We start from the raw sequence: 13074 nt of genomic DNA, 5'->3' as shown, positions 1-13074 counted from the left end.
AAAGAGAAGCAATGATGCCCGTAAACGAGGAAAAAGGTGTTTAGCGGTCCACAAAGGGGAGCAATGATGCCCGTAAAAGAGAAAAAAAGTGTTTCGCGGTCATCAAAGAGAAGCAATGATGCCCGTAAACGGGGAAAAAAGTGTTTCACGGTAACGAAAGAGAAGCAATGATGCCCATAAAAGAGGAAAAAGTGTTTCACGGTCATCAAAGAAGAAGCAATGATGCCCCTAAAAGGGAAAAACAGAATTTCGCGGTTACCAAAGGGCAAAAAAGATTCCTTTCAACAAGGATTTTTGCTTTTACGGTCATCTATGACTCTGTAAACATTGCCTGCTTTCAAAAATGAGATTCACTGCTTTTTTTATATTCCATCAGCCAGCAATCCCTATATTCTCCTTCATGCAGCTCATGTTTTGGCAACATTTTAATCTTGGAAAATCCGCACTTTTCATAGCAGTGGATAGCTCTTTCATTTTTTATTTGCGGGTCCATTACAACCATATCGGCTTGTTTTTGTTCAATTAAAAAATTTACCATCGATTGAACAAGCAGTGACCCTATTCCTTTATTCCAATAGTTAGGTTCACCAATAAATTGATCGATCCCATAGATAGTTTCTCTGTTTCCTTCATAACCATATTCATGTCTTGTTTCCTGGCCTAACCGATAATATTGGATGTATCCAATTTTCAATTTCGTTGTATTCAATGATGCAGCCGTTACTTCGTTTTTTCGGTTGAAAAATTTTTGATTGACCTTTTCTAGATCAAACGGGTTATCTCTGCCCTCGTAATATTCCAGAACAGTTGGATCAGAAAGCCATTTGGCGGTGGCTATCTTTTAATTCAAGGTTCCTTACGAGTAGGTGATTATTCGTAAATAACATATTTTAACACTCCTATAAAATGATTACATAGATTTATTATGGCTTAAAGGCTTTTTTAGCAGCGGGAATTATTTTACTTGTTCGCTTTATGCACGTTTATTTCTACTACATACAAGCTATTGGGTAAATATAATATTTCCAGGGGCTTATTTTTAAAATATGTATCATAGTCTTTCCTAGTAATTTGAAGATGATGGACATACAGGGTTTTATCTTTAAAGACTAATTCAAATAACCATTCTGGTCCAGAATCAGGGTTATCATATTCAACCTTTAATGGTACACCAACCTTTGTTTCATATTGTTTATTTTCATAAGCGATCCGGTCTTTGTAAAGGAGATGCGATGATTGATAAAAATCAGATCCTACACTTATAAATATAATGATTGCAAAAGCCGATGCAATTTTTCCGAAAATGTTCTTTGTTCCAATTAGAATCGAGCAGAATGTAAAGGCAAAGCAGAGCATGAAGGTAAGCCCGCAGTAATTACCCAACATTTCTGACAGAATAAAATGCTTCTTTACTATTGCTGAAATTGCCCATAGTAAAAATGAAAGAATCAAAAAAAGAAGACTTAAGCCAGTACTTAGAATAAATGGATACGCTTTATATTTGGGCATGTCCAATTGCTTCATAATCTCAAATTTTCTCTTCGCCATTCATTTTCCTCCTATAAAAATGCTATTACTTTATAAGTACGTATAAAAACTAACTAAGTTTTCAAAATTTATAAGGAAAAATAGAATTGAAAACTAAAAAGCTGCCCTGTTGGACAGCTTTTTATATATTTAGGCCGAGTCTCTTAACAATTTCGGATGCCGGTGCATTGATGCTAATAGAATTACACCGCTAAGAATAAGGAGAACGCTTGTCGAAATGAATACAGCGGTAAAACCAAAGTAACCAGAAAGAAGTCCTCCCATGACTGGTCCAATGATATTACCAAAGAAACGCAAGCTTGTATTATAGCCAAGAACCTCTCCTTGCATTGCAATAGGAGCCTCCTGCCGAATATAGGCGATACGGACTGGAATAATTCCTCCGATCGTCACACCAAGGGCAAATCGAACAAGTACTAGCTGCCACAAGTTCGTTACGAATCCACCTGGGAAGTAGAAGATACCAGCCATGAATAATAAAATAACGAGGATCTTAACATAGCCATACCGGTCTGCAATTTTCCCCCATTGTCTAGCCATCAATAAATTACCAAGTCCTGCAGCAGAAAAAGCAATTCCTGCGAAAAATGCAAGATTTTCAGGCCCATGCAATTCACTGACGTATAAGGATAAAATCGGCTGTATACTAAAATGGGCCACCTGGATGAGTGATGAAATAAGCAGGACAGTAAGGAGAACGGGATTGCGGATAATGTGAAGGATGACTTCTTTACTTGTGTAACTTGTTTTTGTACCTTCCTTATTTGTTAACTTTTTCTCAACTGTAAAAAAGACAAGAAATGCAGAGATAAATATTGTAATAGAAGTCCATTTAAAAGTGTCTGCATAGCCAAATGTGTCGGCGAGAATCCCCCCGAGCAATGGTCCCATTAAAGATCCCGTTATACTCCCAGTTTGAAGGGTACCCATGACTCTTCCGGCAATTTCTTTTGGTGTTTGTGTAGAGATAAAGGCTTGGGACATCCCAACAAACCCAGTAAAAATCCCCATGAACAGTCTGAGAATAAAAAGCTGCCATACAGATGTAACAGATCCCATCAGAAAAATGGATATCCCCATCCCTATACCGGAGGCGATAAGAATTTTTTTTCGACCGAATAAATCACCGATTCTCCCCCATATCGGTGAAAAAATAAATGCGGTTACGAATGTAATCGCGAAGGTCCAGCCTGACCAATGCTGTACATATGATGGTGTGAAGTTTCCGAACGTTTCGATATAAAGCGAGATAAATGGCAAAACCATCGTCATGCTGCCGGCAATAAAGAAATTAGCGAACCACATGATGACTAAGTTACGACTTGAATTTTGTTTCATCAGTATTCCACACTTCTTTCTTATTGACTATTTCGTTTCCCTAAATAGTATAACGCACTTTTAGGGGAAATTGAAGTGACATGATCAAATGGTTAGAAAATGGGGAATAAAAATAATTTTTAAAAAATAATATTGTATTAATACAGTTATGCGTTTATAATATTTCAATATAACAGTTGAGCTGTATTTTAGAATTATACAAGCAGTTAAAAATAATGATTGTATTATTTTATTACCTGTTTTATAATTCTCAATAGGTAAAAGATTCAGAATATACAAAAAAGAGGAGGATTTTTTTGGAGGCTTTTGTTAATGGCTTAAATGGCATTCTATGGAGTACACCAGTTATTTACATCTGTCTAGCTGTAGGATTATTATTTTCCATCTTAACTCGTTTCTTACAGGTCAGGCATATTAAAGACATGATTATGCTTATGTTTCAAGGGAAAAGTTCTGAAGCGGGTGTTTCATCTTTCCAGGCCTTATCTATTGCTCTTTCCGGCCGCGTAGGAACTGGTAATATCGCTGGTACTGCAACTGCTATTGCAATGGGGGGACCTGGTGCTGTTTTCTGGATGTGGGCGATGGCCTTCATCGGTGCAGCAACGGCCTATGTAGAATCAACATTAGCTCAAATCTACAAAGTGAAAATTGATGGGCAATATCGCGGGGGTCCTGCATTTTACATTGAAAAAGGAATGGGAGTTAAATGGTTTGCTGTCCTTTTCGCAATTACGGCAGTACTTGCCTTAGCCATATTGATGCCCGGTATTCAATCGAACTCTATTGCTTTAGGAATGGAAAATGCATTTAATATTCCAACATGGGCAACAGGATTGGTTGTTGTCGCATTATTAGGCTTAATTATTTTCGGTGGGGTTAGACGTATTGCTAATGTAGCTCAATTAGTTGTTCCATTTATGGCTCTTGGTTATATTTTGGTTGCACTTATTATCATGGTTATGAATATTGGTGAAGTTGGAAGTGTTTTTGCCTTAATTTTCAAAAGTGCCTTTGGTGCTGAAGAGATGTTTGGTGGACTTGTTGGTAGTGCCATTGCTTGGGGAGTTAAACGTGGAATTTACTCGAATGAAGCTGGTCAGGGAACTGGTCCTCATGCCGCAGCTGCTGCAGAGGTATCGCATCCGGCTAAACAAGGTTTAGTTCAAGCGTTCTCTGTGTATGTTGATACATTATTAGTTTGTTCTGCAACAGCCTTTATGATTTTATTTACAGGAATGTTTAATACAGTTGGGCCTGATGGAGAAACGATGGTCGTAAACAATCTACCGGGTGTTGAAGCTGGCCCTGGCTATACGCAGGCTGCTGTTGAAACCGCTTTCCCGGGCTTTGGAGCTGGATTCGTTGCCATTTCACTATTCTTCTTCGCCTTTACAACGTTAATGGCATATTACTATATGTCTGAAACAAATGTTGCTTACTTATTTAAAAATAGTAAGTGGCCAATGTTTATTCTAAAATTCGTTATACTTATTTCTGCCTTCTATGGTGCTGTAAAGACAGCAGGTCTTGCATGGGCTCTTGGAGATGTCGGATTAGGTTTAATGGTATGGCTGAATGTCATCGCCATCCTCATACTGATGAAGCCTGCAATAGTTGCATTGAAGGACTATGAGAAACAAAAGAAACAAGGTCTTGACCCTGTATTTAATTCGACAAAACTAGGTATCAAAAATGCGGATTATTGGGCAGACGGTTATCAAGTGGAAAAAGAAAAAGTCTCCTAATTTAGGGGAAGGGATGCTCGGCTTGGCCGAGCATCTTTTTTTAATGATGAAATAATAAAGTGAATAAGATTGCCTCAGGAACTTTTCTATCAACTGTAAAAAAATATGTGCTATTTTCATCATCATATATTAAAATAAAAGGCTCATCTTCCTCAGGGTAAAAAATAACCAATTCATCCACTAATGTATTTACCCATTGATTTGCCACATGTATAGCTGGATCCAATGGGATTTTCACTAGCAATCCTTTTTCCGGAAGTGGGTTAAACTTCTTATATATACCACCAATTTCTTGAAGTACTTTATCCGAATCTTTTTGAATAAAGGGGTTTACCGTTATTGTTTTTATCACAGCCTCCTGTTCGATATTATATATTTCAATCATTTTGTTTATTTGAGCAGGCGCATGTTCAGGGTTAATAAGAAAAGTGATTAAAACGGCAAGAGTAAACTTTTTAATGAAAACACCACCTCATTCATAATATAGCCAAAATGACTTTCATTATGAGAGGGGGGAGAAGATTAAAGCTACTAGACATCCTTTCGTGCATAAGATAGTATCAATAACGAAACTCATTTTTGAGGATACTACTAATAATTACATAGATGCATTTCTCTATAACTTAGATGAAAAAAAGGAGATACTAATGACACATTCATTAATTTGCCAACTGCAGCCATTTATTCAAGTGGTTTGGGAAAAGTCTGAATTTACACAGCCAACTACTATTCAGACAAGAGCAATTCCAGCCGCAATAGAAGGAAAGGACCTTATTGCTGAGTCACCAACTGGTACAGGAAAGACACTTGCTTATTTGCTTCCCTTATTAGAAAAAATTGATGTGGAGAAAAGAGCTGTTCAAGCTGTTATCATCGCGCCTTCACAAGAGCTAGTGATGCAAATCCTGCAGGAGATCCAGAAATGGGGAGAGGGCAGCGGGATCAGGGCTGCTTCCTTTATTGGCGGAGCAAACGTAAAGAGACAGCTGGAGAAATTAAAAAAACATCCTCATATAGCATTAGGTACACCAGGCCGAATGTTTGAGCTAATCAAACAAAAAAAGCTAAAAATGCATGAGGTAAAAACAGTCATCCTTGATGAAGGAGATCAGCTGCTAGTTCCAGAACATATAGAAACAATTAGAAATATTGTTAAATCAACATTAAGTGAGCGGCAAGTTGTTCTCTTCTCAGCCACGCTGCCAAAGGAAACGGAAAAGATTGCGAGGGAATTGACAAATAATCCTGAAGTTATTCGGGTTGAAAAAGATGAGACAATTAATGCAGCAACAGTTGACCACATCTACTTTGCTGCTGACCAAAGAGACAAAATTAAGCTCCTTGAGAAGATTTCAAGACTTGCAGATATAAAAGCACTTGTGTTTGTTAAAGATATCGGAAATCTGACGGTTATTTCTGAAAAACTAGATTATAACAATATTGTATCTAGCTCTTTACATAGTGACTTGGATAAAATGGAACGTCAGAAATCCTTGAAGGACTTCCGTACAGGAAAAACGAATATGCTGCTTGCAACTGATGTAGCCGCACGTGGGCTAGATATTCAAGGTGTAACACATGTTGTACATATGGATTTCCCAAGAGATCTTAAGCAATATGTTCACCGCTCTGGAAGAACTGGCAGATTTGGTGCAAAAGGAACGGTTATTTCGATGGTTACTGAGAGGGAAGAAAGAGACCTGAAAAAATTTACGAATGAGATGGGGATTCAAGCCGCAAAAAAAGTCATGCGTGGCGGAAATATTGTTGATCCAGGACAAAGATAATAGCAAACCCGCATGAATAAGGAGTCTTTTTGTCGCTCATACTACCTTTGATAAAGAAAGGAGAGGTACAATGGGCAGACAAAAACAAGGCAATGCTAATGCCGAACGCAATAAAAATGTGAAAAAAGGCAATCGAACAAGCTCGGAATTAGTGGAGTTTACAACCGGCAGCGATGATAAACAAAAAAATCGACGTCAAGACTAATATTTATCAAGTAGAAAAATCCTCTGTTTTTAATAAGAGGATTTTTCTAGTTAATAATATGATCGTATCAGGATTTATAACCTTGGATTTAGAGGATTGTCTAGCTTCGGCGGTTAGGGGCTGGAGGTCATAAGCCAATCTGGCTAGAAGGTTAAAGACCAACCTTCCATCCAGCTCGTCTTATGCTTGTCGCCCCTAGGCAAGCCGCCTCTGCTTTTCGGATTGTCTAGCTTCGGCGGCTAGGGGCTGGAGGTCATAAGCCAATCTGGCTAGAAGGTTAAAGACCAACCTTCCATCCAGTTCGTCTTATGCTTTTCGCCCCTGGGCAAGCCGCCTCCGCTTTTCGGATTGTCTAGCTCCGGCGCGGCTATCGCCTATCAAACTTCAGGTTCCCTCCCTACGATAAGTCGACATCAATTCGCTATCAATTGTGTCTCCTTTAGCGAAAGAACCGGCCCTTCCAGTTTGTACGGCAATGACCAAGGCGCTTCCGCTTTTCGGATTGTCTAGCTCCAGCGCCTATCGCCTACCAAACTTCAGGTCCCCTCCCTACGATAAGTCGATATCAATTCGCTGTCGCTCATTGTGTCTCCTTTATCTCAGTCGCGGCCCCTCCAGTTTGTACGGCGATGACCAAGGCGCTTCCGCTTTTCTTATTCTAAATCAATCTTTTTTAATGGCTTTTTTGCTGGCCCGTTAAACACTTCGCCATCATATGAGAAACGTGAACCATGGCAAGGGCAGTCCCATGTCCTCTCTGCAGCATTCCATTCGGTTTCACAGCCCATATGTGTGCATGTTGTATCAATCAAATGAAGCTTGCCCTCCGTATCTTTATAAGCACCTGCACGTTTTCCATTTATCATAACAGCTGAGCCTTCATCGTTTTCTAACTCGCTTGGTTTTTTTGATACAGTTTCAAGCTTGCCTTTTATTAAATGCTTGGCAACATCAGTATTTATGGAAATAACCTTTTTTAAACTTGGGTCTGCTTGAAATCTTGCTGGGTCAAATAGCTCTTTGTACGGGTTTTCAGCTCCGATAATCACATCCCTCAATAGCAATGCAGCTGTCGTTCCATTCGTCATTCCCCATTTCTTGAATCCAGTCGCGACATAGATGCCAGACTTTTGCTTTGTAATGGGACCGATATAGGGGAGTTTGTCTAAGGTAATTAAATCCTGAGTTGACCACCGGTATGGAAAATCAGTGATGCCAAGTGTCTTTTCAGTAAAAGCTTCGAGTGCCTCATAGTGCTTCATCATGTTAATTCCTTGTCCGGTTTTATGGCTTTCTCCGCCAACAAGTATTAACTTCTCATCTTTGTATGGTGTATATCTAAGTGAACGTGTTGGGCTATCCGCACTTATATACATACCTCCTGGAAATTCCTTTTGGGCTCTAACACCAATAACATACGAACGTTCTTGATACATACGAGCAAAATAAAAGCCCATCATATCAACAAAAGGGAAATGAGAGGCAGCAATAATGTTTTTACATTTTACTCGTTGCCCATCTCGTGTAATGACAACGGGATGATCTCCTTCACCAATATCTGTGGCTGTTGTACCCTCGTATATTATCCCGCCTGCTTTTACGAAATCCTGTACTAAACGCTCTAAATATTTAAGCGGATGAAATTGAGCCTGATCCCTCATGCTTAATGTGGCTTTTGTATTAATATTAAAAGGAATCCCGTCTACTAAGCCTCCGTTAATGCCAATGGTTTCATATGCTTCTAATTCTGCTTCTATTTTTTGTGCATACTCTTCAGATGTAGCATAAATAAATGCATCCTCCTGGCTGAAATCACAGTCAATTTGTTTTTCTTGCACCGTATTTCGGATAAATTCTAAAGCTTCATTAGCGGAGCTATAGTATAAAGAAGCCTTTTCCTGCCCAAAATGATTGATTAATTCGTCATAAATCAAGCCATGCTGTGCGGTGATTTTTGCTGTTGTATGACCTGTTGTCCCGCTAAGAATACTTCCTGCTTCTAAAATAGCAACCTTGAAACCCTCATTAATCAGTAAATAGCCTGCAGTTATTCCGGTAATCCCCCCGCCGATAATGGCGATGTCAACAGATGTATGTTCTGATAGCTTTTCAAATGAAGGCAGATTAATTTCTCTCCAATAAGACTCTGGATATTGAGGCATTTCGTGAGTAGACGTCATATTTTTCCTCCTGTACTAAAAGCTTTTTATACTTAATTTTCCCTATCAAAAGGGTTTGTATACAAATACAAGGGGGATAAGGAAATCTAATTGAACGTTTCCTTTTCACTTTGTATTTCTTCATAAGGGATTCTTTTGGTACTAGGAACTGGACGTGGCTCATAATCAATCTCATCTGAGGAAAAGATTTGAATGATCATTTGTCCTCCTAAGACTTTTGAGCGGATAAGAATAGGCAAGCTATATTTATTAATAAAACTAAAATCGGGACCGTACCAGCTGACAGTGGCATCTCTTCCCGGCGGTACATAAGGGACAACTTTCGAATGTGAGTAACGTTCAACCATTTTCAATCCTGCTCGATCAGCCGCATTGAAAAGAGTAGAGGACACTTGGCAAATCCCCCCTCCAATGTCTTCTGATAATTCCCCTCTAACAATTACAGGTGCCCGCATATACCCTCGTTCCTTCGTTCTTTTTCCAACTACTTGATTGAAAGAAAATTTTTCACCCGGAAAGATCACATAATTATTAATGGCTTCAGATGCAAGGGTGATATTATGGCTGCGTGCTGCATTTTTGCGGTTGAAATAGGTCACATATTGACCGATTTGTTTTACATTTATCCGCAATAATAGATCTCGGTCTATCTTTGGGTAAATGGGAAGCATGGGAACTTCAACTCTTGAAGCGTTCGTTTTATAAAAATAAGTATAGAATAAATCATTAAAAGCCTTTCGATATAATCTTCTTCCCGGTTCACCCTCAATTACTTTTCCAAAATCATTAATATAAGCATTTACTGGCGGCTTGTACGTTTGTTCATCTAACTCCTTGATAAACACACTGTATTTTTCTAAATCAATTAATGGTATACCCGGAAAAGACATGGTGTAGTCAAGCCGGTTTATGCTTGTAATCATTTCACCCTGATTCTCAATCATTAAATTTTCAGAAGGATTGATAGGCTGAATGATTAAAAGTAACCCGAAAAACCAAGCTGGATTCATATTTTCTTACACCTCCAAAGTTAGTATGGATTGAGTCAACTGTTTTCATGTGGTAGAAAATGAATCCTTTCCGTTCAATAAGAAAGTTAGTCTTACTTATGATACGTCTCAGGTCCTAGATGAAAATAAAGCTCTGGCTCGTTATAAGGAGATAGGAATCAAGGTAAGATGAAATCAAGAAAGGAGGAAACGAAAATGAAAAAATTCGGATTACTAATTGCAGGAGGAATTGCAGCAATCGTGCTGTTGTCAAATTTAGGCCCGATGATTGCGCTAGCGATCAGCATAGCAATCCTATATCTTGTGTTCAAACAGTTTATTAAAGAGAAGTCAACTTTAGGTAAATTTGGCTGGGGAATCATCGGACTTTGTGCACTGATGGCATCCGCTTCAAATATCCCAGCAATTCTTGGGATTGCAGCTGCATACGTACTTTACCTTGTATATAAAAAATGGAATACCTCTAAATCAGTCGTTGTTGAAGAGAAGGATCCATTTGTCAACTTTGAAAAGCAATGGGCAGATATGAACAAATACTAATAAACTCAGTAAGGGGAGAAAAAGAATGGCAAACTTATTTACACGCATTAAAAATACGGTATTAGCAGATATCAACGAAGTATTAGATCAAAAGGAGAAAAAGAATCCAATAACATTATTAAACCAATACTTACGTGAATGTGAAGCAGAAACAGAAAAGGTACGAAAGTTATTAGAACGCCAATATCAGCTTAAAGAGGAATTTACTCGTGAATACAATCATGCACAAGAGGTAGCAAGCAAACGAAAGCGTCAAGCTGAAATTGCGACAAAGGCAGGAGAGACTGAATTATATGTCTTCGCTGCTAATGAGCAAGCACAGTATGATGAGCGAGCTTCTCGTCTAAAAGCAACATTAGATCAAACTGTGCAACAGCTTGCTGAGCTTGAAAGAAAATATGAAGAAATGAAACATAAATTGAAGGATATGCATATCCGCAGGATGGAATTAATGGGCCGGGAAAATGTAACCCGTGCGAACAATAGAATGAATAAGGTACTTGATAATCATGCATATTCAAATGAATCGTACTCTCGCTTTCAGGAAATTGAGTCTTATCTTGACAGACTTGAGCATCAAGTAAACAGTTCCTATTATCGGAATACAATCGATGCACGTATCGCTCAATTAGAAAAAGAGATGAAAAAGGAAGAAACTCATTCTATTTCATAAGGAAAGCGAAAGCGACTTGATCATCGCCGTACAAACGCAGAAGGAACGGTTTTTTCGATAAAGGAAACACGGTGAGCGTGAGCGAACCGATGTTGACTTATCGCAGGGAGGGGACCTGAAGTTTGATAGGCGATAGGCGCTGGAGTTAGACAAATCTCTAACTCCATAGTAATACATTCTGACTTTATAAGGAAAACATGGTATTCTAAAAAGGCGTAGGACAGCTGCGCCTTTTTGGCATAAAGTAAAGGTTTTCACAGAAGGGAGGAAGTCCGATGTTAAACAAAGTAAAAAGTGAGTATGTTAGTTGGATTGTATTGTTAGGGATTATCGTTTTGCTTTTGGAATTTTTCTTTTTTAATCGGGGCTTGATTTTCTCCCTTCTCGTGTCTATCGGTATGATTTACATAGGGAGAAAATGGATGCCAAAAACATCTGGAAAGCTCCTGTTTTGGTTCGGACTTATCTTTTTAATTATTAATATTTTTAACATGATGACATTAAAGTTTTTCCTGTTGGCTATTTTATTGCATTTCTTCATTCAATTTGTGCAATCAAAACGGAGCCCCGCTCATTTGAAGCCTATAATCAAAGAGTCCAGCCCATCTATTGAAAAAGAAACAGTAATTAAAAAGGAATCACTTTTTTCCAATCAATTGTTCGGGCAGCGAAAAACTCCTGAGCATAGCTATGAATGGAGTGATATAAATATTCAAGCTGGTATTGGGGATACAATTATCGACTTTAGCTATACTGTGCTGCCAAAAGGTGAAACAGTCATATTTATTCGTAACTTTGTCGGAAATGTTCATATTCTTGTCCCATATGATGTGGAAGTCAGTGTCAACCATTCTGTTGTTGCAGGTGCAACAGAAATTTTTGAATATCAAGAAACAAAAATATTTAATCAATCTGTTCATATCCAAACCCCTGGTTTTAGTCAGGCTGAACAGCGAATCAAAATTTTCACCTCATTGCTTGTTGGTGATTTAGAGGTGAAGAGGGTATGAGTACAGTTCAGCGGCAAATGGTTTGGGGAGCGGGACTTGCTATCTTGATTTGTGTGTCGTTTACCATTTTCTTTTTTATTCGATTTCCACTCGCTGACTGGCGGTCATTATGGGAAACGGATGTTATGGATATTCCGTTTATCATATTTATTCCAAGTTTAAGCATCGTTATTGGCATTCTCTTTGGATTAACATCAGGTATTCGCTGGAAAAATCAAATTCAATCAATCGACAGCTGGCTTCATCAGATCGAAGAAGGAAGGCAGCTTGAGGTTAGTGAAATAAATGCAGGATCAGAAATTCAAACGATTGCGACAAGAGTAGAAAAAATTCAAAAACAAATAGCCGAGCAAGCAAAGCTTTCTCAGAAGTTAGCAACGGAAAAAGCTGAGGACATAGAGAGTCGAATGCAGGAGATCATTTCTCAAGAAAGAAATCGCCTAGCACGTGAGCTTCATGATTCTGTCAGCCAGCAGCTTTTTGCCGCATCAATGATGATGTCAGCGATCAACGAAGCAAAGACGAAAACTGATGACAGAGAAACGAAGCAGCTAAAAATGGTGGAGGAAATGATCCATCAATCGCAGCTGGAAATGCGGGCACTTCTGCTTCATTTAAGACCAGTAGCTTTAAAGGGAAAGACCATACAAGAAGGCATTGAAGAGTTATTAATTGAATTATCTCAAAAAGTTACGATGGAAATAAAATGGAAGATTGAAGATTTCCCATTAGATAAAGGAATTGAGGATCATCTCTTTCGAATCCTTCAAGAATCAGTATCGAATACACTTCGACATGCTAAATCAACTACCCTTGAAGTTCTGCTCATAAAGAGAGATGAGTTTGTCATTTTACGAGTGGTGGATGATGGCATAGGCTTCGATGTAGATGAAGCAAAAGCAGGTTCATATGGAATGCAGAATATGTATGAACGAGCTGTTGAAGTTGGCGGTACGCTGAAGATTATCAGTTTGAAAAATAACGGAACACGTCTTGAAGTGAAGGTACCGATTATTTAGGAATGAGTGTCTAAGC

At 38.6% G+C, this 13074-nt stretch carries 14 protein-coding genes; 7 read left to right on the top strand and 7 right to left on the bottom strand.

Annotation, left to right across the window (positions count from 1 at the left end; genetic code table 11):
• The 4 genes from ASU02_RS26815 to ASU02_RS03415 all read right to left on the bottom strand — a co-directional run.
• The coding region (locus ASU02_RS26815) for a hypothetical protein (protein WP_232426143.1) at positions 1-269 on the bottom strand (269 nt) is incomplete at its 3' end.
• Positions 270-337: 68 nt separating this feature from the next.
• Positions 338-802, bottom strand: a complete 465-nt coding sequence (locus ASU02_RS03425; protein WP_332307620.1) for a GNAT family N-acetyltransferase — start codon at positions 800-802, stop codon at positions 338-340.
• Between the two features lie 158 nt (positions 803-960).
• Entirely contained in the window at positions 961-1548 is a 588-nt protein-coding gene (locus ASU02_RS03420; protein ID WP_057761013.1) for a hypothetical protein, read from the bottom strand.
• 129 nt (positions 1549-1677) lie between these two features.
• Positions 1678-2886: an MFS transporter gene (locus ASU02_RS03415; protein WP_057761011.1), complete on the bottom strand. Its 1209-nt coding sequence runs from the start codon at positions 2884-2886 to the stop codon at positions 1678-1680.
• 296 nt (positions 2887-3182) lie between these two features.
• Between ASU02_RS03415 and ASU02_RS03410 the strand changes: the two genes are divergently transcribed.
• Entirely contained in the window at positions 3183-4634 is a 1452-nt protein-coding gene (locus ASU02_RS03410) for an alanine/glycine:cation symporter family protein (RefSeq protein WP_057761009.1), read from the top strand.
• Positions 4635-4674: 40 nt separating this feature from the next.
• Here the strand turns inward: ASU02_RS03410 and ASU02_RS03405 are convergent, their stop codons facing one another.
• Complete coding sequence (locus ASU02_RS03405; protein WP_057761007.1) at positions 4675-4986, bottom strand: hypothetical protein; 312 nt, start codon at positions 4984-4986, stop codon at positions 4675-4677.
• 295 nt (positions 4987-5281) lie between these two features.
• Between ASU02_RS03405 and ASU02_RS03400 the strand changes: the two genes are divergently transcribed.
• Both ASU02_RS03400 and ASU02_RS27170 read left to right on the top strand, forming a co-directional pair.
• Entirely contained in the window at positions 5282-6421 is a 1140-nt protein-coding gene (locus ASU02_RS03400) for a DEAD/DEAH box helicase (protein WP_057761005.1), read from the top strand.
• A 70-nt stretch (positions 6422-6491) separates the two neighbouring features.
• Positions 6492-6626 (top strand): hypothetical protein, encoded by a 135-nt coding sequence (locus ASU02_RS27170; protein ID WP_256376284.1) that lies wholly within the window; start codon positions 6492-6494, stop codon positions 6624-6626.
• A 653-nt stretch (positions 6627-7279) separates the two neighbouring features.
• On the opposite strand, the gene ASU02_RS03395 is transcribed toward ASU02_RS27170, so the two are convergent.
• Both ASU02_RS03395 and ASU02_RS03390 read right to left on the bottom strand, forming a co-directional pair.
• Positions 7280-8806, bottom strand: coding sequence for an FAD-dependent oxidoreductase (locus ASU02_RS03395; RefSeq protein WP_057761003.1), 1527 nt, complete (start codon positions 8804-8806; stop codon positions 7280-7282).
• A gap of 86 nt (positions 8807-8892) precedes the next feature.
• Complete coding sequence (locus ASU02_RS03390) at positions 8893-9816, bottom strand: VanW family protein (RefSeq protein ID WP_057761001.1); 924 nt, start codon at positions 9814-9816, stop codon at positions 8893-8895.
• 195 nt (positions 9817-10011) lie between these two features.
• Between ASU02_RS03390 and ASU02_RS03385 the strand changes: the two genes are divergently transcribed.
• The 4 genes from ASU02_RS03385 (at position 10012) to ASU02_RS03370 (ending at position 13058) form a co-directional block, all read left to right on the top strand.
• Positions 10012-10356 (top strand): lmo0954 family membrane protein, encoded by a 345-nt coding sequence (locus ASU02_RS03385; RefSeq protein ID WP_057760999.1) that lies wholly within the window; start codon positions 10012-10014, stop codon positions 10354-10356.
• A 25-nt stretch (positions 10357-10381) separates the two neighbouring features.
• Entirely contained in the window at positions 10382-11029 is a 648-nt protein-coding gene (locus ASU02_RS03380) for a PspA/IM30 family protein (RefSeq protein ID WP_057760996.1), read from the top strand.
• Between the two features lie 275 nt (positions 11030-11304).
• Complete coding sequence (gene liaF, locus ASU02_RS03375; protein ID WP_057760994.1) at positions 11305-12039, top strand: cell wall-active antibiotics response protein LiaF; 735 nt, start codon at positions 11305-11307, stop codon at positions 12037-12039.
• Positions 12036-13058, top strand: a complete 1023-nt coding sequence (locus tag ASU02_RS03370; protein ID WP_057760992.1) for a sensor histidine kinase — start codon at positions 12036-12038, stop codon at positions 13056-13058. The genes liaF and ASU02_RS03370 overlap by 4 nt, the downstream gene beginning before the upstream one ends.
• Positions 13059-13074: the final 16 nt, after the last annotated feature.

This window comes from Cytobacillus praedii, assembly GCF_001439605.1.
GTDB lineage: Bacteria > Bacillota > Bacilli > Bacillales > Cytobacillaceae > Cytobacillus > Cytobacillus praedii.
This window is presented reverse-complemented; position numbering and strand designations above follow the sequence as displayed.